The following is a 20,503-nucleotide window of genomic DNA, read 5'->3' on the forward strand; positions in this document are numbered from 1 at the left end:
CCCACCAAAAGCAGGCTGCCAGTCCGGGGTATAAATCATAATTGGCACTGGCTTTACAAGCACCCTGTTGAGTTCTCAAAGAACAACCACACACCGATCAGAAGCCCCACATTCCGTGGAACCCCGTTTCGGGGCAACCGCTCAAACCTACTTGGTCGAACTTTCATTGTCAACCTCGTATTCGAGGTGATCAATCTGGTTCGTCCGGACCCACAATGACGCACGCCGTATCCGGCGGTCGTTACTCTCGTGGGAAACCGCAGACCGGCCGATCGCCGCTGCGCGGCTCTCCGCCCGGCTCCTGCCGGCTTCAGAACTCTACCCGGCCGGCTTCGCGTCCGCAACCCCGTCTCCGAGGTGTTTCGCACCGCCCGATCTCAGTCTCGCTCGGCGTCTCCGCCACGAGCCTGGCGCCCGCTCTCGGCCGGTTTGTCCGACCTCCCTCGTGCAGAGAGAAAGTTACGCGGACGGCCGGGAGAAGGCAAATCAGGGTTCATCACTGGTTCGGGTGACGTCGACCGGCGCGCTCTCCACCGTGGTCGGCGACGCGGCACGCGTCGGCGTGCCAGAGTGTCAGTCATGGATGAGTCCGGGCTGGAAACCGCGGTGTTCGCCGAGGAAGCACTGCTCGGCATCCTCCTGCCGTTCTGGCAACTGGTGATCGGCGCGGTCGTGCTGGTGGTCCTGTTCTTCTCGGTCGGACGCCTGGCCCGCCGCGGCAGGTCCCGGATGACCACGGCCCTGCTGGTCACCGCCGCGGTGATCGCCGGGCTTGCGACGATCGGCGTCCTACTCGAGGGCTGAGTCTCAAAGCCTGCGGTTGGCGAGGCTCGGCAGCTCGGCCCGGATCACGGAGAGCCGGTCAAGGTCCAGATCGGCGACGGCCACCCCCGGCCCGTCGGGCAGCTGGGTCAGGACCGTCCCCCACGGGTCGACCACCATGCTGCGCCCGAAGCAGGTGCGGCCCGGCTCGTGGTCACCGGTCTGACCGGCCGCCGCCACGAAGCACTGGTTCTCGATCGCCCGGGCCCGGAGCAGGACCTCCCAGTGGTCCCGACCGGTGTGCATCATGAACGCCGCCGGCACCACCAGGAGCTGAGCGCCACCCTCGGTGGCGAGCCGCCGGTACAACTCCGGGAAGCGCAGGTCGTAGCAGATCGACAGCCCGACCCGCAGGCCCTCCACGTCCACCACGACGGGTTGGGTGCCGGGCGCGACGGTCTCCGACTCCCGGTAGGAGACGCGACCGGGGATCTCCACGTCGTACAGATGGATTTTGCGGTAGCTCGCGGCCAGGCTGCCGGCGCGGTCGAAGACCAGCGAGGTGTTCCAGGTGTGCGCGGGGTCCGGGCCGGCCTCGTGGAACGACCCGGCCAGCACCCACATGCCCAGCCGCTGTGCAACCCCGGCGAAGAAGCTGCCGACCTCGCCGTCGACCGGCTCCGGCTCTGGCAGACCGGCCTCCGGGCCGAGATAGTCGACGTACTCGGGAAGGATGGCCAGGTCCGCGCCGCCGCTGGCGGCGCGTTCCAGCAGCAGCTCCGCGGCGGCCAAATTGGCCTTGCGGTCGTCCCGGGCATTGAGCTGGCAGACGGCGACGCGCATGAGAGAAGAGTACGACCGGACCGGCCGGTGTGGACAGCCTCAGATGCTGGCCAGCACCAGAGCCCCGGCCGCGAACCCGAGGCCGGCGATCTGGACCGGCCGCAGCCGTTCGCGGTCGACGGCGAGCGCGAGCAGGACCGTGCTCGCGGGGTAGAGCGCGGCGATCGCCGCCACGATGCTGAGGTGCCCTCGCGCGGCAGCGGCCAGGAAGAGCGCGTTGGCGGCGCTGTCGAGCAGACCGGCGAGGGCCGCCCAACCGAGCACCCGCCGTCCGAGCCGCAGTCGCACACCGGTGCCGGCGGCGAGGAGCAGGCCGATCGCGATCGAGCTGGTCCGTACCGCTGCCACCGGCCACATGCCCGCGCTCTCGCTGGCCTGACCGAGCAGGGTGAAGAAGACGCCGAAGAGCGCCCCGGCCGCGAGGGCGAGCCCCACCAGCCGGGCCGGGACCGTCGGACGACCACCCCCCTCGCCGAGACTGACCAGGGCGATCGCGACCACCGCGAGGCCGGCGCCGGTGAGCGCCGGGGCGCCGGGGAAGGTGGTGGTGAACAGGCCGGCGACGATCGGCACCACCGCCGCGGTGATCGCGGTGACCGGCGCCACCACGGCCATCATCCCGCCGGCGAGCGCCCGGTAGAGCAGCACAATGCCGCCCGCTCCCGCCATCCCCGCGAGCAGTCCCCAGGCGATGTCGGCGACCGTCGGTGACCCCGGCACCAGGAGCACCAGAGCGACCAGCAGCGGGACGCTCAGGAGCTGGGAGACCACGGTCACCGCGATGGGGTCGGCGCGGCGGGACGCCTTGCCGCCGGAGAAGTCGGCGGTGCCGAACGCGACCGCGGACACCGCTGCCAGGAGAATGGGGAACATGCCACTGTCGTACCACAATAGTAACCGTGAAGGATAGTTTGATGACCGACGCAGGTGGCCGGGTCAGTGCGGTGACGGCCGCGGTGGCCCGGCAGGTACGGGAGCTGCGCGCCGCCCGGGGCTGGTCCTTCGAGGAGTTGGCCGGCCGGTCCGGCGTGAGCAAGGCGATGCTCGTACAGATCGAGAGCGCACGCACCAACCCCAGCGTCGGCACGCTGTGCCGGGTCGCCGACGCGTTCGGCGTCAACATCGCCCGGCTGCTCGAGCCCGACGAGGAGCAGACCGTACGGATCAGCTCCACGGCCGAGGCGCCCGTGCTCTGGCAGGGCGAGCACGGCGGCACCGCCCACCTCCTCAGCGGGCTCGGCGAACCCGACCTCGTCGAGCTGTGGGACTGGCGGCTGGAACCCGGAGAGCGACACCGCTCCGCCGACCACCCCCGGGGTACCCGGGAGGTCCTGCACGTCCTCGCCGGGGCGGTGGTCGTCCACGTGGACGGGCAGGATCACGCCGTACGGGCCGGGGACACGATCGAGTTCCACGCCGACCGGGAGCACGGCTACCGCAACGACGCCGACGAGCCGGCTCGGCTGATGATGGTGACGGTCACCCCGTCGGGTGAGTGGGACCGCCGGACACGGTCACGCCGGCCGCGTCAGTGACGGACGGCCGGCGTGTCGTGGGGAGGATCAGGCCGACTTCTCCTCGCGGTCCCGCCGGGCCCGACGCCCGGTGAACTCGCGCGGAACGATCGTCGGGTTGACGTTCTCCAGGACGACCTCGCGGGTGATCAACACCCGGGCGGCGTCGGGGTTGCTCGGGACCTCGTACATCGCGGAGAGCAGGACCTCCTCGATGATGGCCCGCAGGCCACGGGCGCCGGTGCCCCGCAGCATGGCCTGGTCGGCGATGGCCTCCAGCGCCGGCTCGTCGAACTCCAGCTCGACGCCGTCCAACTCGAACAGGCGCTGGTACTGCCGGACGAGGGCGTTGCGCGGCTCGGTGAGGATGCGCACCAGGGCGCTGCGGTCCAGGCTGCGCACGTTGGTGATCACGGGAAGCCGGCCGACGAACTCGGGGATCAGCCCGAACTTGAGCATGTCTTCCGGCATGACCTGGCTGAAGATGTCGTCGGTCGACCGCTCGGACACCGACCGGAGCCGGGCGCCGAAGCCGGTGCCACCCTGACCGGTGCGGGACTCGATGATCTGGTCGAGGCCGGCGAACGCGCCACCGCAGATGAACAGCACGTTCGTGGTGTCGATCTGGATGAACTCCTGGTGCGGGTGCTTGCGACCGCCCTGCGGCGGGACGTTGGCGACCGTGCCCTCCAGCATCTTGAGCAGGGCCTGCTGCACACCCTCGCCGGAGACGTCGCGGGTGATCGACGGGTTCTCCGACTTACGGGCGATCTTGTCGACCTCGTCGATGTAGATGATGCCGGTCTCGGCCCGCTTGATGTCGTAGTCGGCGGCCTGGATCAGCTTGAGGAGGATGTTCTCCACGTCCTCGCCCACGTAGCCCGCCTCGGTCAACGCCGTGGCGTCGGCGATGGCGAACGGGACGTTCAACATCCGGGCGAGGGTCTGCGCGAGGTGGGTCTTGCCGCACCCCGTCGGGCCGAGCAGCAGGATGTTGGACTTGGCCAGCTCGACGGCGTCACTGCCGGAGCCCGGCGCGTTGGCCGCCTCTGCCTGGATGCGCTTGTAGTGGTTGTAGACCGCGACGGCGAGCGCCTTCTTGGCCTGGTCCTGCCCCACGACGTAGTTGTCGAGGAACTGGCAGATCTCCATCGGCTTGGGAAGCTCTTCCCACTTCACCTCGCCGGACTCGGCCAGCTCCTCTTCGATGATCTCGTTACAGAGATCGATGCACTCGTCGCAGATGTAGACCCCTGGGCCCGCGATGAGCTTCTTGACCTGCTTCTGCGACTTACCGCAGAAGGAGCATTTCAGTAGGTCGCCGCCGTCACCGATCCGTGCCACCTACGTTCTCCCTGCACTCATCGGCCGGAGACCCGGCCCTGACCTGCGGACGCTGCGCGCCGCCCGGCTTGGTTCGCTTCGCTGGCCCGACCGGCGAAGCGGTACGGACCCGACGTTACCCGTTGGCGGGGCATTCTCCGACCCCCAAAACGGGTGTGTCAGAGGCCGGCCGGGAACTCACGCCCCGGCCAACCTCTGACCCGGTACAGCTCAGCTGGCGGAGTGGGTCGCCAGCAGACCCTTCTTGCGGCTGGTCAGAATCGTGTCCACCAGCCCGTACTCCTTGGACTCCTCGGCCGTCATGATCTTGTCACGGTCGATGTCCTTGCGGACCTGCTCGATCGGGCGGTTGCAGTGGCGGGACAACATGTCCTCCAACTGCGTCCGCATCCGCAGGATCTCCCGGGCCTGGATCTCGATGTCCGAGCCCTGCCCGTAGCCGCCCTCGGTGGCCGGCTGGTGGATGATGATCCGCGAGTTCGGAAGCGCCATCCGCTTACCCGCGGTGCCCGCCGACAGCAGCACGGCCGCGGCGCTGGCCGCCTGCCCGAGGCAGACCGTCTGGATGTCGGGGCGGACGTACTGCATGGTGTCGTAGATCGCCGTCATCGCGGTGAAGGAGCCACCCGGCGAGTTGATGTACATGATGATGTCGCGGTCCGGGTCGGTGCCCTCCAGCGTCAGCAGCTGGGCCATCACGTCGTTGGCCGACGCGTCGTCCACCTGGACACCGAGGAAGATGATCCGGTCCTCGAAGAGCTTGTTGTACGGGTTCGACTCCTTGACCCCGTACGACGTGCGCTCGACGAACGACGGCAGCACGTAGCGGTTGTGCACGGCCGCGAACTGGGGCGGCAGGCTCAGGTCGGTCATCGTCAGCTCCTCAGCTCAGGGTCCCGGCGCCATCCGGAACCTGAGCGGCCCCGATGATCACCTTGTCGATGAAGCCGTAGTCCATGGCCTCCTGGGCGGTGAACCAACGGTCCCGGTCCGAGTCCGCCTCGATCTGCGACTGGTCTTGGCCGGTGTGGTGCGCGACCCGCTCCTGGAACATCCGCTTCGTGTAGAGCATCTGCTCCGCCTGGATGGCGATGTCGGACGCCGTGCCGCCCAGACCACCGGACGGCTGGTGCATCATGATCCGGGCGTGCGGCAGGGCGTAACGCTTGCCCTTGGTGCCCGCGCAGAGCAGCAGCTGACCCATCGAGGCCGCCATGCCCATCGCCACGGTCGACACGTCGTTGTCGATGAACTGCATGGTGTCGTAGATCGCCATGCCCGAGTAGACCGAGCCACCCGGCGAGTTGATCCACAGGTTGATGTCGCGGTCCGGGTCCTCCGCGGCGAGCAGCAGCAGCTGCGCGCAGATGCGGTTGGCGACCTGGTCGGTCACCTCACTGCCCAGGAAGATGATGCGTTCCTTGAGCAACCGGTTGTAGACCGAGTCGTCGAGGTTGCCAATGGAGTCGCCACCGCGCGCGTCAATCGCCCGGAGCGACTTCTTGGGGATGTGCATGTCGGTCATGGCAGCCCTTCGCTCTCCGTACCGTCTTTCCCGACACTAACCGCTGTGCGGGGCCGCAGAGTCCCGGTCGGGGCACTGTTCGCTCTCAGCGCAGCTGTGTCGGGCACCCGCGGCGCGGGCCTTCCGGGCGTACCCCGGCAGCGCTCAACTCCGGGCGTACCCCGGAAAGGGTTTGGCCGCCGTGCACCGCGCAGCGGCGGACGGCGGCCGCACCCGACGATCAGTGCTCGTGGTTGTGCTCGGCCTCGTTGGCGGCGCGCAGCGCGTCCAGGGTGACCGGGTTGCCGGCCGAGTCCTTGATCGTGATGCGCTCCATGACGGCCGCGAGCGCCTTGCCGCGCCGGACGTCACCGAAGACCGCGGCGGCGGCGCCGGAGCGCACCAACTGGTCGTAGTACTGCTGCGGGGCCATCCCGGCGCGCTGCGCCCGGTGCACGATCTCGTGCCCGAACTCGTCGTCGGAGACCTGCACGTCCTCCGCGTCGGCCAGCGTGTCGAGCAGGAGCTGGACCTTGACGCCCTCGGTGGCCGCCTCGGTCAGCTCGGCGTCGATCTGCTCCTCGGTCTTCTCCTCGGCCGCCAGGTATTCCTCCAGGGAGGCGCCGATCCGCTCGAGCTGGTCGACCATCGCCTGCTTGCGGCTGGCGACCTCCTCGCGCACGACGCCCTCCGGCGCCGGCACCTCGGCGGTCTCGACCAGCTGCGCCAGCGCCTTGTCGCGGGCGGCGTAGATCTGCTCGACCTGCTTGCCCTGGGTGACCCGGGACCGCAGGTCGCCGCGCAGCTCCTCGATCGTGTCGAACTCGCTGGCCATCTGCGCGAACTCGTCGTTCAGCTCCGGCAGCTCCTTCTCCTTGACCGTGCGCACGGTCACCGCCACGTCGGCGTCGCGGCCGGCGAAGTCGCCGCCCACGAGCTGGGTGGTGAAGGTGGTGCTGTCGCCGGCGGCGAGGCCGACCACGGCCTCGTCCAGGCCCGGCAGGAGCTGCTTGCTGCCCACCTCGTGGGAGATGTTGCTGGCCTGACCGCCCGGCACGTCCTCGCCGTCGACGGTCGCGTTCAGGTCGATCTGCACGTAGTCGCCCTCGGCGGCGGCCCGCTCGACCGTCTTGAGGGTGGCGAACCGCTCGCGCAGGTTCTTGACCTGCTCGTCGATCTCGCTGTCGTCGATCTGCAGCTCGTCGACGGTCACCTCGATGGTGGACGCGTCCGGGATGGTGATCTCCGGACGGACGTCGACCTCGGCGGTGAAGTTCAGCGAGTCACCGTCGTTGAACTCGGTGATCTCGACCTCGGGACGCCCCAGCGTCTTCAGGTCGTGCTCGCGTACCGCGGCCATGATGTTCTCCGGGATGGCCTCCTGGACCGCCTCGTTGAGGACGGTGCCCCGGCCCACCCGCTGGTCGATCACCGCGGTCGGCACCTTGCCCCGGCGGAAGCCCGGGACCTGGACCTGCGAACCGATCTCCCGGTACGCCTTCTTGAGGCTCGGCTCGAGCTCGACGAACGGCACCTCGATGGCGAGCCGCACGCGCGTCGGGCTCAGAGTCTCGACGGTGCTCTTCACAGGCGTACTCCTTGACGGATCTGGGTTTGATTCTGGGCCTTCGATTGGCCCATCGAGTGTAGGCGAGCCGGCGGGGCCGGCTCGCAGCGCCCGGGGAGACCGGACGCGGACGACAGTCGGGGTGGCGGGATTTGAACCCACGGCCCCTCGCTCCCAAAGCGAGTGCGCTACCAAGCTGCGCCACACCCCGTGGCGACGTGCAGTCTATGCCGTCGCCGCGCCTCAGGCAGTGCCGGGGCGTCCGTCACCCGGACAGATCTCCTATAAGCCCCCATCTCACCCGCCTCTCAAGATCCGCGCGCCTTCGCTCTTCAAGATCCGCGCGCCTTCGGCGAAAGCGCGGCTTCCCGGCGCGCGGATGCCGCAACTTCGGTGAAGTTGTGCGGATCTTGAAGGGCGCCCCGCGGCGTCGCGACGACACGACGCCGCGGGTGCGGTGCCGCGGTCGCGCGCCCACAACCGCCATTGGGTACGCTGTCCGCGCGCCCCGTTCCGGCGGGGCCGAGCGCGGGCGTAGCTCAATGGCAGAGCTTCAGTCTTCCAAACTGACGGTGCGGGTTCGATTCCCGTCGCCCGCTCCACCCACGAAGCCCAGGCCAGCGGCACATCCGCTGAGCCTGGGCCTTCTTCCGTTCAGCCTTCGACGCGCTCCAGGACGACCACGGGAATCTCCCGGGTGATCCGCTGCTGATACGCGGCGTACTCCGACCGGGCCGACACCATCAGACGCCACAGGCGTGGACGCTCCCGCGTGGTGGCGGTGCGCGCCCGAGCGGTGAAGGTCTCCGTACCGACCTGCACGGTGACGTACGGGTCGGCGAGCAGGTTGAGGTACCACGCGGGGTGGTGCTCCGCGCCGCGGTTCGAGGCGGCCAGCACGTAACGGTCGCCATCGCGTTCGTACACGAGCGCGGTGCGGCGCAGCTCGCCGGTTCTTCGGCCACGTGTCGTCAGGAGCAGGTCGTGCACACCTGGCCGTGGTCGGCCGCCGGTCTCCTCGAAACGGCGGATGTGCTCGGCGACCCAGGTGTTCGGGCTGTCGTGGACCTCGGGCATCACACCTCCCGAACACTCAGGGCGGACCGGTGGTGGCGGGGCGTCTCGACCTCGTCGAGCAGCGCTATCGCGAAGTCCGGGTAGCTGATCCGGCTGGCCGGGTCACCGTGCCCGGCGACCCGGTAGCGCCCGGTACGTGTGCCGTCGTGGTCGAAGTCGCCGGCCGGGGCCACGTACGCCCAGTCGAGATCGCAGGTCCGCAGCTCGTCGAGGCCCGCCGCGTGGCCCAGGTAGAAGGATCGGTACTCGTCGGGGTAGCCGGGCTCGTCCATCAGGGCGACGCCGGACGCCCCGGGCATGATCGACGCGAGGCCCACCAGCACCAGGCGGCGTACGCCCGCTTCGGCCAGACCGGCGGACAGGGCGCGGGACGACGTCGTGAAGAAGTCGTGTGGTGGCCGGGACAGGTCCACGGCGGCGCTGATCGCGGCGTCCTGCCCGGCGGCGGCGCGCGCGACGCTCGCGGCGTCCGTGACGTCGCCCGCCACCACGTGCGCGTCGCCCAGGTCGCCGTGGGCCGCCGGGTCACGCACCACGGAGGTGACCCGATGGCCGCGTCGACGCGCCTCGGTGGCGGCCCGTCGTCCGGCCCGGCCACCCGCGCCGAAGATCACGATGTTCATGGCGGACGCCTCTCACCAGGGCCGGAAGCCGTACGCCCGGCCGATTCGCCGACGCTATCGCCGGGCCTGGTTACCGCCGGGATACCAGCTATCGTCAGGCCATGAGGCAACCCCTGCCCGCCGACATGTTCGACGAGCTGTGCCCCTCCTCGCTCAATCCGATCCGGTTCGGTGACAAGTGGGCGGCGCTCATCATCCGCTGCCTGGAAGACGGGCCTCGCCGCTTCTCCGAGCTGCGCGTGCCGCTGCGCCGCGTCACACCCAAGGTCCTCACCCAGTCGCTGCGTTCCCTCGAACGGGACGGGCTGGTCACCCGCACCGTCCACGCCGGAGCGGCCGCGCACGTCGAGTACGAGCTGACGCCGGTGGGCCGCAGCATGCTCGAACCGATCGCGGTCGCCTGCGCGTGGGTGGCGCAGCACTGGGACGAGCTGCTCGACGCCCGCGAGTCGTACGACACCGGCACAGCGGCGCGGTGACCGGCGCCCGTCCCGCTCGGGCAGGACAGACGCCGGTCCAAGGTGTCGCGGGTCAGCTCGTCGGCACCAGGAGGTAGGCCCGGCGCGCGCGATCACCGCCCTCGGCGCAGTCGACGGGGCAGGCGAGGCCCACGATGACGCCGTCGTCGTTGACGTCCTCGGCGGAGCGCAGCGTCACCGTCGGGGGAAGGTTCCGCACCCGGGTGTTCAGGTCGACCATCCGGCCGCCCTGCCAGAGGAACGCCCGCTCGTTGTAGAAGTCGGGGCTGCTGGTCCGGGCGATGCCCACCACCTGGCCGGTCTCGTTCACAGCCCGCGCCTCGGAGTAGTTGCCGCCGAGGGACCCGAGGTCGCGGATGGTGCCGTTGCGCCAGAGCGTCGCGCGCAGCTGGCCGGTGGTGTTCTGCGAGATACCGACGACGTGACCCCGGTCGTTGATGTCCCGGGCGTACGTGGACTCCGTGACACCGCCCAGGGTGCCGAGGTCGGTCAACGCCCCACCGGAGTAGACGAAGGCGTGCAGGCCGCCGCTCGGCACGGCGGCGCCGCCGACGACATGGCCGGACGAGTTCACGCCGTAGGCGATGCTGTCCGTGCCCCAGGGGCCCGCCTGGCCGCCGAGCGTGCCCAGGTCGACGACTTTGCCGTTGCGCCAGACGACCGCCCGGGTCGGCGCCCCCTGCGTCTCGAACCGGCTGCCCACCACCACGCCGTCGTCGTTGACGTCGTACGCCGAGCTTCCGCTGCCCGCGCCGTAGCCGGTGCCGAGGTCGGTCATGACCCCGCCGGCATAGCGGAAGGCGTGCGGAGGCTCCGTGGCGTTGACGTGGGTGGCCCCGACGACGACGCCCCGGTCGTTGATGCCCGCCGCGGAGCTCGCGCCGTACGGCCCGGTGTACAGGGCGCCCAGGTCGCTCATCACCCCGCCGGCCCAGGCGAACGCGTGGAAGTTGTAGACACCGTCGATCGTGGAGACGCCGACCACGGTACGGGCGTCGTTGAGGGCGTAGCCGTCGCTGGTGGGCGGCTCCCCCGTGCTCGGCACACCGAGCGTCCCCAGATCCACGAACGTGTACGTGGGCAGCGCCGCGGCTGCCGACGCGACGCCCGGTGCGGTCGTCAGACCGGTGGTCAGCACGATCAGGAAGGCCAGACTTCTCCGTAGTCGACTCATCGACGGTCCCCTCGTTGGCAACGGATGGGGGAATGATGTCCGTCGACGTGGCCGGATGACCTTACGTCGTCCTTACCGATCAGAGACCTTGACATGTGTCGATCAGTGCACTGGTGTAAGGACCACACGCATCGACGTCCGTCACAGGAGGGCACATGATCGTCCGACGACGGTGGACGGCTGCCGCCACCACAGCGATCCTGATCAGCGCGGCGCTGTCCCATCCCGGCACCGCGACGGCGGCACCCGTCGCCGACACCGCCCCGATCACCCTGGCCGCCGCCGAGACCGCTCTGGTCCGGGTGCAGTTGCGCGATCAGGCCCAGCTCGACAGATTGGTCGCCAGCGGCGTCGACCTCGCCAACCGGCCCCGAGCACGGGATGGCCGGATCCTCGCCGACCTGGTGTTGACCGGCGCGCAGCTCGCCGACCTGACCGCCCAGGGCGCTACCGCCACGCAGGTCGTGCAGCGGGCCGGCGACGGCAGCCGGCACTTCGCCGACAGTGTCCGCGCGGCGCGGGCGCGTACCGTCGCCGGGCTCGGCGCACCGGCCGCCGGCCAGCGGACCAGCAGCACGGCCGCCGCCGTCGACACCCTCGCGGTCCAGCAGGCGTACTGGTGGACCACCGGCGGGCAGACGTTCCTCCAGGCGCAGGTGGCCACCACCGCCACCGACGACCCGGACGTGGAGATCACCGTCAGCTGGCGGACCGCGGACGGCGCCACCGGATCATTCCCGCTCTACCGGTTCGAGGACTCGGGTGAGTACCAGTACCACTACAACGTCCCGCAGCCGGTGCCGAGCCGACCGGTCCAGTTGACCGCCACGTCCAGCCTCGGCGGCGTCAGTCGGGCCGTCACCCCGACGCTGTGGCCGAACGCCGCCCCGCCGCCGCTGCCGGCCGGCTACCAGAAGGACTTCATCGACGCGTACCTGACGCCGGTGGACATCCAGGCTCGGATCAAGCGGCTGGCCCGCCAGTACCGGGACCTGGTCGACGTCATCGACCTGCCGAACAAGACCCAGGGGTACCGCCGCAACGCCGTCGCGTACCTGGGCGACCCGGCGGCCGCCGCCGTGGTCGTGGAGTCGGTCCGCTTCGGCGACCAGGGCATGAACGGCGTGCAGGTGCGCACCGTCGACCCGGGCCGACCCGACCGACCGCTGACCGTCGGCTACCGCGACCGCGTCCTCACGGTCACCCTCGCCACCGACGCCGCGGGCAAGACGGTGAGCACCACCGACGACGTCGCGGCGGCCGTGAATGCCCGCCAGGCGAACCGGTTCCGGGCCACCGTCGAGGACGGCTCGACCGGGCTGCCGATGCCCGTCGCCGGGCCGGTCCGCCTCGACGACGGGCTCCAGGGCACCGAGGTGCCGGCGAAGCCCTGGACGGTGCAGGCCCTGCGTCTCGGCGTACACCGGGACGGCTCCCGGGTCGGCGTGCTGGCGTACTCCCAGGAACACGCCCGGGAGTGGGCCACGCCGCTGGTGACGCTGGAGTTCGCCGAGCGCATGCTGGCGAACGCCCGTACCGACCCGGCCACCCGCGAGCTGCTGGAACAGGTCGACGTGTTCGTCATCCCGACGGTCAACCCGGACGGCGCGAACTACTCGTTCAACGACTACAACTTCCAGCGCAAGAACCTGGTCAACCACTGCGAGGGACCGGCACGGGACCCGAAGTACCGCACCTCGTGGGGCGTCGACGTGAACCGGAACTACACCGTCGGCTCGTACTTCGACGGCTACGTGGGCGCGAGCGCCAACTGTCTCTCCGGCAACTACGCCGGTACGGCGGAGCTGTCCGAGGCGGAGAGCGGCAACGTCGTCGCGCTGGCCAAGGCCCATCCCAACATCAGGTTCGCGATGAACGTGCACTCCTACGGCGGGTACTTCATGTGGCCGCCGGGCGCGTACCGGGCCGACGGGCGGATCACCCTCCCCCGGCCGTCGATCGACGAGTCGACGCTGTTCCTCGGCAGCGCCCGGCGGATCGTCGGCGCGATCGCGCAGGAGCGCGGCACGGTCACCTGGCCGTCGCAGACCGGCCCGGTCGCCGACGTGCTCTACTCCGCCGCCGGCAACTCGGCCGACCAGCTCTACTACGAGCTGGGCATCTTCGCCTGGGACTTCGAGGTCGGCAACGACCGCTGGAACGCCGCCACCGGCGAGTGGGAGGGCGTCGGTTTCCAGCCGCCTTTCGACGAGGCGCACGGCGAGTCCCAGGAGTACGCGGGCGGCCTGGTCGAACTGGTCCGGGTGGCCCGCGACCACGCCGCCGCCGAGGCCGCCGCCGGCTGACCCGAACGACGGACGCTCCGGCCGGCCACGGATGAACCGTGGCCGGCCGGGTAAGCAGCGGCACTGCCTGGTGGGGAGACGACCGGGTGCACGGGCGGGCGGCGCATTGCCGGCCCGTCCGTGCACGCCTCGTCACACGTTCGAGGTGATCCAGTTCCAGGCCGACACGACCCACTCGGTCTGCTGGAGCCAGGCCACGCCCAGGCCGACGAGGAAGACCCCGGTGGCCAGGTGAGCGCCCCGCGCGCCGCGTCGGACCCGTCCGAGTTGCCGCTCCAGGACCAACCGTCCGACGGCTCGGGCCAGGGCGAACAGGCCGACCGCCACCAGCAGGCTCAACACGAGCACGAGCAGCGGGCCGGACAGGTCGCCACCGCCGGAGAGCGCCCAGATCCCCCAGCACACGAAGGCGAACAGGCCACCCGCCGCGCTCCACTCGCCGCCGCGACGCAACTGCGCCAGCCGCCAGCTCAACGGCCGGCGCGGGACGGGTTCGCCCGGCCAGCCCGTGCCGGTCGGCTCCTCGACCACGGGGAACGGTTCGGTGCGCGGGGTACGCGGTTGACCCACCGGCGCCACACCACGGCGAAAGCCGTCCCGCTGCGCCGGCACATCGACGCCTGCCTGCGGTGGGACCTCGACGGTTCGCTCCGCCCACGGCTGCGTCTGGTCTGCCATCTCGTCCTCCCCCTGACGGACGGCCTCAGCACCGCCCGAACCCGAGGGTAGCCAGCCGGCAAATCGGTCGCAGACCGCCGTCCGCCGCGAACCCGGCACGCGTGCCGACCAGAGCTCGCAAAGCCACAACATCCCCGACGTTGTACGGATCTTGATGACGTGGGGAGGTACGGTCGGCTGATGGGTGACCCGGACCGACGCCGGCGACGGCTACGCCACCATTCCGACTCCGACGCGGCCACCCGGAGCGCCGACGGCTCGACGGCCAGCACGGCCGGCGTCCACGACGGTGGCGATCCGCCACCGCGACGTCGAGGTGGCGGCGACGACCGCGACGGCGAGCGGGGGCTACGCGGTCTGGTCGGCTCCGGCTCGTCCCAGGTGGGGCTGAGCGCGGCGCTGCGGGCCCGCGACGCCGCCCGGCCGACCGACGACGACCTCGCCGAGGCCGAGGCCCGGGTGGTGGTCGTGCGCCGCAACTGGGTGCCCCGCGAGGACCTGCCCCGCCCGCCGCGCTGACGGCGGGCGACGCGGGTCGGCAGGGTCAGGGCAGGTCGGGCAGCTTCCGGGTCTGCTCGTACTCGGCGACCTGGATGATCCGGCGGGCGTGCCGCTCGTTGCCGGAGAACGGCGTGCTCAGGAACGCCTCGACGATGCCCGTGGCCTCATCCAGCGTGTGCTGGCGGGCACCCACCGCGACGACGTTCGCGTCGTTGTGCTGCCGGGCGAGCTGAGCTGTCTCGACACTCCAGGCCAGGGCGGCACGAACCCCGGCCACCTTGTTCGCGGCGATCTGCTCGCCGTTGCCGGACCCGCCGATGACGACCCCCAGGGAGGTCTCGTCGGCGACCACCCGGTCACCGGTGTGCAGGCAGAACGTCGGGTAGTCGTCGTCCGGGTCGTAGCTGTGCGGGCCGACGTCGACCACGTCGTACCCCTGCTTGGCCAGGTGGTTGGCCAGGTGCACCTTCAACTCGAAACCGGCGTGGTCGGATCCCAGGTAGACGCGCATACCGGGCAGTCTGTCAGGCCGCGCTCTCCAGCGCCGCAGGGGCGGCGCCGGAGAGGCTGGTACGTCACACGGTCGGGCGGTACGGGGTCAGCGGGGCAGCTCGGCGACCACCAGGCCACCGCGCGCCTTCGGGGTGAACCAGGTGCTCTTGCGAGGCATCTTCTCCCGGGCCAGGTTCACCGCGACGAAGTCCGCCACGGTCACCGGCGCGATGAGGACGGCCAGCTCGGCACGCCCGGCGTCGACCTCACCGGTGAGCCAGCTCGCCGGGTAGTCCCCGCCCACGTAGGTGATCCGCTTGTCGCCCGGGTCCAGACCCAGGGCGTCGCGCAGCAGCAGCCGCTCGACCAGGGCGTGGTCCAGGTTCTCCAGGCGGGCGTCGGCGGTGGCGGGCAGGCGCACCGCGTACCCCTGGTCGGCCAGCCGCAGGTGGACGGTGCCGCCGGCCGCCGGGACCTCGACCGGGCCGTCGATCGGCTCGATCTCGGCGCCCGCCGCGCGCAACCGGTCGAGCAGCTCGCCCGGCGTGGTGGTCAGCTCGCTGACCAGCCGGTTGTACGGCTGGATGGCCACCGACCCCGGGGTGGTCACCACGGCCAGGAAGCGCGACAGCCCGCCGGTCTGGGCGGCCAGGCTCCGGTGGTTGCCGTCGGCGACGACCAGCTCGCCGCCGCCCGCCAGGGCGGTCAGCGCGTCCTGCTCGGCGCCCGGGCCGAGCAGCCAGATGGCGTGGGTGCGGCCCGCCTGGTCGGTGTCGGTCGCGGCCGGCGCCCCGGCCGCGTCGGTCGCCGCCGCGAGCGCGGCGTGCAGCTCGTCGCCACTGCCGGTCTGCAGCAGGAGTACGGGTGACAGCAGGTGGCCCAGCGCCTCGGCCAGCGCCACGCGCTCGCGCACCTTGGCGATGAACACGTCCTCGTTGCGGATGACCAGGCCCGGCTCGTCGGCGCTGGTGGAGATCTGGTCGGTGTCCACCATCGCGAACAGCCCGTACGCCGGTTCCTCACCCGGGGCGCTGATCCGGTACAGCACGATCACCTGTTCGGCGGGGGTGTAGCTGCCGTCGGCCTTGGCCTCGGCGAGTCGGGCCACCGAGGCCGGCAGCGCGTCGAGGAACGACGTCCCCAGGCTGTCCGGAGCACGGTGCGGCATCTCGATGCCGAGGGCACTGTGCGGGTTCGCCTCGATGATCGCGGTGATCTCCGCGTCGTCGGCGAACTCGTCGTAGTTCTGCGCGCCGGTGCCGCCAGTGGTGATCCAGGCCCGGGCGATCGGATGCACGACCGTCATGCCCACTGACGCTACCGGCGTCGACGGACGGGACGACGGGGACCCGCGCGGCGTCCACCAGATGAAAGCGCCCACACGCCGACGCGTGGTCAGCCGGCGCGGCCGGACGCGCCGTTGTGCCGGCGGTGCCGGCCGGCGACGACCGGTCCGGCGTTGCCGCGCCGGCCGCCCCCGACGGGACCGGTGATCGCGTTGCGGCGAGGCGAGGCGGGCGGCCCCGGCACGGGACGCTCGGGCGGCGGCGCCGGAACGGGCCGCGGGTTCAGCGGCGGAGTGGGCACGGGGCGCGGCGCGGTGGGCGCCGGCGGCGGCGGAGCCGGTTCGGCCGGCGCGGCCGCCACCACGGCGACCGGTTCCAACGCCGCCACGACCGCCGCCGACGCCGAGGGCGCCGGGTCCACCGGCACGGGCGTCGCCAACGCGGCCCGCGCGGGTGTCAGGCGCGAGGTGACCGGCACCCGGGCCACGCCGACCACGATGGGCGGCGCGAGCAGGTCCGCCACGTCGGCGGGAAGGTCGGGGCGGACCGTCGGCCAGCGGGAACCGTCGACCGACCAGTACGCCGCGCCGGGAGTCTCGATCACCCCCTGCCGGGTCAGCTGATCGTCACCGGACGCACGGTGCTTGGCCATCGGGACTGCCTCCACGAGCTGCGGTGTGCGGCCCTGCGGGGCCACTGCGCGGACACCGAGGGAAACGACGCCCCCCGCCCAGCGGTGACGCTGTGACCGTTTCCGGCCCCCGCGGCCACACCGGGCCTCCGGCGCGACGCACCCCCGCCCGGACAACCGACGGACTCCGGACGGGGGCGTGTGGCGGTCGTGGTCAGTCGAAGATCGGGGACTGTTCGCGGGTGCGCTTGAGCTCGTAGAAGCCCGGGGTGCCGGCGACCAGGAGGACGCCGTCCCAGAGCCGTCCGGCGGCCTCGCCCTTCGGGCGCGGCGTGATCACCGGGCCGAAGAACGCGACCGGGCTGCCGTCCGGGCCGGGCGCGTGGACGACCGGGGTACCGACGTCCTGCCCGACCGGGCGCATGCCGGCCTCGTGGCTGGCCCGCAGCGCCTCGTCGTACTCGGTGCTGTCGGCGGCGGCGGCCAGCGCCGGGTCCAGGCCGGCCTCGGTCAGCGCGGCCACGTACAGCTCCGGGCCCCGCTCCTGCTTCTCCAGGTGGATCCGGTTGCCGAGGGCGGTGTAGAGCTTGCGCAGGACGTCGTTGCCGTACCGCTGCTCGGCGGCGATGCAGATCCGCACCGGGCCCCAGGCGGTCTTCAGGAAGGTCTTGTAGTCCTCGGACAGGTGGTCCCGGCCGTCGTTCAGCACGGCCAGGCTCATCACGTGGAAGCGGATGTCCACGTCCCGGACCTGCTCGACCTCGAGCAGCCAGCGGGAGGTGATCCATGCCCACGGGCAGGCCGGATCGAACCACATGTCTGCGGCGACACGTTCGGACACGGTGCGGTCCCTTCGCGGAAGGAGCGGCGCCGGCGATCCGGCGTCTCTCCAGGAATCCTCCCTCCGGCCCTGACCGCCGACACCCGAAGGAGAGCGTGACCTCGACCACCGATGGCGGGCCGTACGTGGAAGACTCGGACCGGGCCGGACGTCACGAGCGGTCGGCAGACGGGCGCCGCCGGGCGTACGGCGAGACGTGGGATGGAGACGAACAGTGCCGGGAGTGCGTAACCTGACGCAGGTCGAGGCGACCGAGCGGGCCCGCCTGCTCGAGGTGACCGGATACGACATCAGGCTGGACCTGGCGACCGCCGTGCTGGCCGCCGACGGCCGCACCTTCCGGTCGACGACCGAGGTCAGGTTCCGCTGCGCCGAGCCGGGGGCGAGCACGTTCATCGAGGTGGCCGCCGAGTCGGTGCGGTCCGCCACGCTGAACGGCGACCCGGTGGACCTGTCCGACTGGTCGGCCGAGAAGGGCCTGACCCTGACCGGACTGGCCGGCGACAACACCCTGGTCGTCGACGCGGACTTCGCCTACTCCAACAGTGGGCAGGGCCTGCACCGCACCGTCGACCCGGTCGACGGCGAGACCTACCTGTACAGCCAGTTCGAGACGGCCGACGCGCAGCGGGTGTTCGCCTGCTTCGACCAGCCCGACCTCAAGAGCGTCTACACCTGGCACGCGACGGTTCCCGCGCACTGGCGGGTCGTGTCCAACATGCCGGTGCAGAGCGAGGAGCCGGCCGGCGAGGACCTGAAGACCCTGCACTTCACCGAGTCGCCCCGGATGAGCACGTACATCACCGCGCTGTGCGCCGGCCCGTACCACGAGGTGCGCGACAGCCACGACGGCATCGACCTGGGAGTGTTCTGCCGGGCGTCCATGTCGCGCTACCTGGACTCCGACGACCTGTTCCTCATCACCAAGCAGGGCTTCGACTTCTTCCACGAGAAGTTCGGCGTGCGCTACCCGCTGCCGAAGTACGACCAGCTGTGGGTGCCCGACTTCAACGCCGGCGCGATGGAGAACTTCGGCTGCGTCACGCACGCCGAGTCGCACTACCTGTACCGCTCGCAGGTCACCGACTACGAGTACGAGCAGCGGGCCAACACGATCCTGCACGAGCTGGCGCACATGTGGTTCGGTGACCTGGTCACCATGCGCTGGTGGAACGACCTGTGGTTGAACGAGTCGTTCGCCGAGTGGGCCAGCCACTGGTGCAACACCAACGCCACCCGGTTCACCGAGGCGTGGACGACGTTCCTGTCAATCCGCAAGAACTGGGGTTACCGACAGGACCAGCTCTCCTCCACCCACCCGGTCTACACCGAGATGCCGGACATGGAGGCCGTCGAGGTCAACTTCGACGGCATCACCTACGCCAAGGGCGCGAGCGTGCTCAAGCAGCTCGTCGCCTACGTGGGCGAGGAGCCGTTCGTGGCCGGGCTGCGGGCGTACTTCGGCAAGCACGCGTGGGGCAACGCCACCTTCGACGACCTGCTCACCGAGCTGGAGGCGGCCTCAGGCCGGGAGCTGCGCAAGTTCGCGGCGCAGTGGCTGGAGACCGCGCAGGTGAACACCCTGCGCCCGGAGGTGACCATCGGCGCCGACGGCACGTACGAGCAGGTGATCGTCCGGCAGGAGGCGCCGACGGCGTACCCGACGCTGCGCACGCACCGGATCGGCGTGGGCCTGTACGACCTGGCCGACGGTCGGTTGGTCCGCCGCGAACGGTACGAGGTGGACGTGACCGGTGAGCGGACCGAGCTGGCCGAGCTGCGGGGTCTTCGGGCGGCCGACGTGCTGCTGCTCAACGACGACGACCTGAGCTACACCAAGCTGCGCCTGGACGACCGGTCGATGGCCGCGGTGGTGCAGCACATCGGCGGCTTCGACTCGTCGCTGGCCCGCGCGCTCTGCTGGACGGCCGCCTGGGACATGACGCGCGACGCCGAGCTGGCGACCCGCGACTATGTGGCACTGGTCCTGGCCGGGCTGCCCGCCGAGACCGACATCAACCTGGTCACCGCCACCCTGCGCCAGGCCACCACCGCGCTGACCCTCTACGCCGACCCGGCGTGGGCGGCCACCGGCTGGGCGGGACTGGCCCGCACGGCGAAGGACGCGCTCGCCGCCGCCGAACCGGGCAGCGGCTTCCAGCTCGCCTGGGCCCGGGCGTTCACCTCGACGGCACGCTCCGAAGAGGACCTGGCCACGCTGCGCGGCTGGCTGGACGGCACCGGAGCGCCGGAGGGCCTGACCGTGGACACCGAGCTGCGCTGGACGGTGCTCGGCGCGCTGGTGGCCAACGGCGCGGCCGGCGCGCCCGAGATCGAGGCGGAGCTGGCCGGCGACCGTACGGCCAGCGGCGAGCGGGAGGCCGCGTACGCGCACGCGCTGGTGCCGACGGCGGAGAACAAGGCGGCCGTGTGGGCGCTGCTGACCGGCCCGGACTCGCTGCCGAACTGGCGGAACCGGGCGCTGTTGCAGGGCCTGGCCCACCCGGCGCAGGTGGAGCTGGTCACCCCGTACCGGGAGCGGTACTTCGCGGCGGTCGGGCAGGTGTGGGCCAGCCGGGACAGCGAGCCGGCGCAGGAGTTCGCCCAGCTCGCGTACCCGACGTACCTGGTGGACGACGAGACGGTGGCGGCCACCGACGCGTGGCTGGCCGGGGACGGCAACCCGGCCCCGCTGCGTCGCCTGGTCGCCGAGGGTCGTGACGGCGTGCTGCGGGCGCTCAAGGCCCGCGCGAAGGACGCCGAGCAGAGCTGACCCGGCGAGTACGCGGCCCGGGCCGGCGTGGGTGCGAACCCACGTCGGCCCGGACCCGTCGGCCTGGCCGCGCTGAGACACCCAGACACAACGAAGCCCGACCCGCCG

At 71.2% G+C, this 20,503-nt stretch carries 20 protein-coding genes and 2 tRNA genes; 7 read left to right on the forward strand and 15 right to left on the reverse strand.

The window, feature by feature from the left end; all coding sequences use genetic code 11:
* Positions 1 to 579 precede the first annotated feature (579 nt).
* Positions 580 to 804: a hypothetical protein gene (locus ACIA3K_RS30780; protein WP_355052311.1), complete on the forward strand. Its 225-nt coding sequence runs from the start codon at positions 580 to 582 to the stop codon at positions 802 to 804.
* 3 nt (positions 805 to 807) lie between these two features.
* On the opposite strand, the gene ACIA3K_RS30785 is transcribed toward ACIA3K_RS30780, so the two are convergent.
* On the reverse strand, positions 808 to 1,605 hold the full coding sequence (locus ACIA3K_RS30785; RefSeq protein ID WP_396805241.1) for a carbon-nitrogen hydrolase family protein: 798 nt from the start codon (positions 1,603 to 1,605) through the stop codon (positions 808 to 810).
* A gap of 39 nt (positions 1,606 to 1,644) precedes the next feature.
* The gene (locus tag ACIA3K_RS30790; RefSeq protein ID WP_396805243.1) at positions 1,645 to 2,478 is read right to left on the reverse strand and encodes an EamA family transporter; all 834 of its coding nucleotides are present in this window, start codon (positions 2,476 to 2,478) and stop codon (positions 1,645 to 1,647) included.
* Positions 2,479 to 2,519: 41 nt separating this feature from the next.
* Between ACIA3K_RS30790 and ACIA3K_RS30795 the strand changes: the two genes are divergently transcribed.
* Complete coding sequence (locus ACIA3K_RS30795; protein WP_355052308.1) at positions 2,520 to 3,140, forward strand: XRE family transcriptional regulator; 621 nt, start codon at positions 2,520 to 2,522, stop codon at positions 3,138 to 3,140.
* 27 nt (positions 3,141 to 3,167) lie between these two features.
* Here ACIA3K_RS30795 and clpX read toward each other — a convergent pair whose 3' ends face one another.
* From clpX to ACIA3K_RS30820, 5 genes are all read right to left on the reverse strand, one after another.
* The gene (gene clpX, locus ACIA3K_RS30800) at positions 3,168 to 4,463 is read right to left on the reverse strand and encodes an ATP-dependent Clp protease ATP-binding subunit ClpX (protein ID WP_145779357.1); all 1,296 of its coding nucleotides are present in this window, start codon (positions 4,461 to 4,463) and stop codon (positions 3,168 to 3,170) included.
* Between the two features lie 210 nt (positions 4,464 to 4,673).
* Positions 4,674 to 5,336, reverse strand: coding sequence for an ATP-dependent Clp protease proteolytic subunit (locus tag ACIA3K_RS30805; protein WP_007464109.1), 663 nt, complete (start codon positions 5,334 to 5,336; stop codon positions 4,674 to 4,676).
* Between the two features lie 10 nt (positions 5,337 to 5,346).
* Entirely contained in the window at positions 5,347 to 5,988 is a 642-nt protein-coding gene (locus ACIA3K_RS30810; RefSeq protein WP_088988027.1) for an ATP-dependent Clp protease proteolytic subunit, read from the reverse strand.
* Positions 5,989 to 6,208: 220 nt separating this feature from the next.
* The gene (gene tig / locus ACIA3K_RS30815) at positions 6,209 to 7,555 is read right to left on the reverse strand and encodes a trigger factor (protein ID WP_355052307.1); all 1,347 of its coding nucleotides are present in this window, start codon (positions 7,553 to 7,555) and stop codon (positions 6,209 to 6,211) included.
* A gap of 116 nt (positions 7,556 to 7,671) precedes the next feature.
* Positions 7,672 to 7,745: transfer RNA gene (locus ACIA3K_RS30820), tRNA-Pro, on the reverse strand.
* Between the two features lie 317 nt (positions 7,746 to 8,062).
* Between ACIA3K_RS30820 and ACIA3K_RS30825 the strand changes: the two genes are divergently transcribed.
* Positions 8,063 to 8,136 (forward strand) — tRNA-Gly (locus ACIA3K_RS30825).
* 52 nt (positions 8,137 to 8,188) lie between these two features.
* Here ACIA3K_RS30825 and ACIA3K_RS30830 read toward each other — a convergent pair.
* Both ACIA3K_RS30830 and ACIA3K_RS30835 read right to left on the reverse strand, forming a co-directional pair.
* Positions 8,189 to 8,611, reverse strand: coding sequence for a nitroreductase family deazaflavin-dependent oxidoreductase (locus ACIA3K_RS30830; protein ID WP_396805247.1), 423 nt, complete (start codon positions 8,609 to 8,611; stop codon positions 8,189 to 8,191).
* Positions 8,611 to 9,234, reverse strand: a complete 624-nt coding sequence (locus tag ACIA3K_RS30835; protein ID WP_396805249.1) for an NAD(P)-dependent oxidoreductase — start codon at positions 9,232 to 9,234, stop codon at positions 8,611 to 8,613. The genes ACIA3K_RS30830 and ACIA3K_RS30835 overlap by 1 nt, the downstream gene beginning before the upstream one ends.
* A gap of 101 nt (positions 9,235 to 9,335) precedes the next feature.
* On the opposite strand from ACIA3K_RS30835, the gene ACIA3K_RS30840 reads away from it, so the two are divergent.
* Positions 9,336 to 9,713, forward strand: a complete 378-nt coding sequence (locus tag ACIA3K_RS30840; RefSeq protein ID WP_396805251.1) for a winged helix-turn-helix transcriptional regulator — start codon at positions 9,336 to 9,338, stop codon at positions 9,711 to 9,713.
* A 52-nt stretch (positions 9,714 to 9,765) separates the two neighbouring features.
* Here the strand turns inward: ACIA3K_RS30840 and ACIA3K_RS30845 are convergent, their stop codons facing one another.
* A complete protein-coding gene (locus ACIA3K_RS30845) occupies positions 9,766 to 10,887 on the reverse strand; it encodes a hypothetical protein (RefSeq protein ID WP_396805253.1) in 1,122 nt (373 codons plus the stop codon).
* A gap of 155 nt (positions 10,888 to 11,042) precedes the next feature.
* Between ACIA3K_RS30845 and ACIA3K_RS30850 the strand changes: the two genes are divergently transcribed.
* The gene (locus tag ACIA3K_RS30850; RefSeq protein WP_396805255.1) at positions 11,043 to 13,193 is read left to right on the forward strand and encodes a M14 family zinc carboxypeptidase; all 2,151 of its coding nucleotides are present in this window, start codon (positions 11,043 to 11,045) and stop codon (positions 13,191 to 13,193) included.
* Between the two features lie 132 nt (positions 13,194 to 13,325).
* Here ACIA3K_RS30850 and ACIA3K_RS30855 read toward each other — a convergent pair whose 3' ends face one another.
* Positions 13,326 to 13,871: a hypothetical protein gene (locus ACIA3K_RS30855; protein WP_396805257.1), complete on the reverse strand. Its 546-nt coding sequence runs from the start codon at positions 13,869 to 13,871 to the stop codon at positions 13,326 to 13,328.
* Positions 13,872 to 14,051: 180 nt separating this feature from the next.
* Here ACIA3K_RS30855 and ACIA3K_RS30860 point away from each other — a divergent pair, with 180 nt between their 5' ends.
* Positions 14,052 to 14,390, forward strand: a complete 339-nt coding sequence (locus tag ACIA3K_RS30860) for a hypothetical protein (RefSeq protein WP_396805259.1) — start codon at positions 14,052 to 14,054, stop codon at positions 14,388 to 14,390.
* 25 nt (positions 14,391 to 14,415) lie between these two features.
* Here the strand turns inward: ACIA3K_RS30860 and ACIA3K_RS30865 are convergent, their stop codons facing one another.
* The 4 genes from ACIA3K_RS30865 to ACIA3K_RS30880 form a co-directional block, all read right to left on the reverse strand.
* Positions 14,416 to 14,883 (reverse strand): ribose-5-phosphate isomerase, encoded by a 468-nt coding sequence (locus tag ACIA3K_RS30865; RefSeq protein ID WP_396805261.1) that lies wholly within the window; start codon positions 14,881 to 14,883, stop codon positions 14,416 to 14,418.
* Between the two features lie 87 nt (positions 14,884 to 14,970).
* On the reverse strand, positions 14,971 to 16,170 hold the full coding sequence (locus tag ACIA3K_RS30870) for a DUF1015 family protein (protein ID WP_396805263.1): 1,200 nt from the start codon (positions 16,168 to 16,170) through the stop codon (positions 14,971 to 14,973).
* Between the two features lie 89 nt (positions 16,171 to 16,259).
* Complete coding sequence (locus ACIA3K_RS30875; RefSeq protein WP_396805265.1) at positions 16,260 to 16,802, reverse strand: hypothetical protein; 543 nt, start codon at positions 16,800 to 16,802, stop codon at positions 16,260 to 16,262.
* Positions 16,803 to 16,995: 193 nt separating this feature from the next.
* Positions 16,996 to 17,622: a disulfide bond formation protein DsbA gene (locus tag ACIA3K_RS30880; RefSeq protein WP_396805267.1), complete on the reverse strand. Its 627-nt coding sequence runs from the start codon at positions 17,620 to 17,622 to the stop codon at positions 16,996 to 16,998.
* Between the two features lie 223 nt (positions 17,623 to 17,845).
* Between ACIA3K_RS30880 and pepN the strand changes: the two genes are divergently transcribed.
* Positions 17,846 to 20,395: an aminopeptidase N gene (pepN, locus tag ACIA3K_RS30885; RefSeq protein ID WP_396805268.1), complete on the forward strand. Its 2,550-nt coding sequence runs from the start codon at positions 17,846 to 17,848 to the stop codon at positions 20,393 to 20,395.
* Positions 20,396 to 20,503: the final 108 nt, after the last annotated feature.

The sequence above is a fragment of the Micromonospora sp. NPDC051543 genome (genome assembly GCF_044454415.1).
In the GTDB taxonomy this organism is placed as follows: domain Bacteria; phylum Actinomycetota; class Actinomycetes; order Mycobacteriales; family Micromonosporaceae; genus Micromonospora.

Excerpts from the sequence above, each read along its gene's own strand:
- ACIA3K_RS30875 (WP_396805265.1), bottom strand. The coding sequence starts at position 16,802 with ATGGCCAAGCACCGTGCGTCCGGTGACGATCAGCTGACCCGGCAGGGG.
- ACIA3K_RS30835 (WP_396805249.1), bottom strand. The coding sequence starts at position 9,234 with ATGAACATCGTGATCTTCGGCGCGGGTGGCCGGGCCGGACGACGGGCC.
- ACIA3K_RS30810 (WP_088988027.1), bottom strand. The coding sequence starts at position 5,988 with ATGACCGACATGCACATCCCCAAGAAGTCGCTCCGGGCGATTGACGCG.
- ACIA3K_RS30855 (WP_396805257.1), bottom strand. The coding sequence starts at position 13,871 with ATGGCAGACCAGACGCAGCCGTGGGCGGAGCGAACCGTCGAGGTCCCA.
- ACIA3K_RS30870 (WP_396805263.1), bottom strand. The coding sequence starts at position 16,170 with ATGACGGTCGTGCATCCGATCGCCCGGGCCTGGATCACCACTGGCGGC.
- ACIA3K_RS30840 (WP_396805251.1), top strand. The coding sequence starts at position 9,336 with ATGAGGCAACCCCTGCCCGCCGACATGTTCGACGAGCTGTGCCCCTCC.
- ACIA3K_RS30790 (WP_396805243.1), bottom strand. The coding sequence starts at position 2,478 with ATGTTCCCCATTCTCCTGGCAGCGGTGTCCGCGGTCGCGTTCGGCACC.
- ACIA3K_RS30805 (WP_007464109.1), bottom strand. The coding sequence starts at position 5,336 with ATGACCGACCTGAGCCTGCCGCCCCAGTTCGCGGCCGTGCACAACCGC.
- ACIA3K_RS30865 (WP_396805261.1), bottom strand. The coding sequence starts at position 14,883 with ATGCGCGTCTACCTGGGATCCGACCACGCCGGTTTCGAGTTGAAGGTG.
- ACIA3K_RS30785 (WP_396805241.1), bottom strand. The coding sequence starts at position 1,605 with ATGCGCGTCGCCGTCTGCCAGCTCAATGCCCGGGACGACCGCAAGGCC.
- ACIA3K_RS30850 (WP_396805255.1), top strand. The coding sequence starts at position 11,043 with ATGATCGTCCGACGACGGTGGACGGCTGCCGCCACCACAGCGATCCTG.
- ACIA3K_RS30780 (WP_355052311.1), top strand. The coding sequence starts at position 580 with ATGGATGAGTCCGGGCTGGAAACCGCGGTGTTCGCCGAGGAAGCACTG.
- ACIA3K_RS30845 (WP_396805253.1), bottom strand. The coding sequence starts at position 10,887 with ATGAGTCGACTACGGAGAAGTCTGGCCTTCCTGATCGTGCTGACCACC.
- ACIA3K_RS30795 (WP_355052308.1), top strand. The coding sequence starts at position 2,520 with ATGACCGACGCAGGTGGCCGGGTCAGTGCGGTGACGGCCGCGGTGGCC.
- ACIA3K_RS30830 (WP_396805247.1), bottom strand. The coding sequence starts at position 8,611 with ATGCCCGAGGTCCACGACAGCCCGAACACCTGGGTCGCCGAGCACATC.
- ACIA3K_RS30860 (WP_396805259.1), top strand. The coding sequence starts at position 14,052 with ATGGGTGACCCGGACCGACGCCGGCGACGGCTACGCCACCATTCCGAC.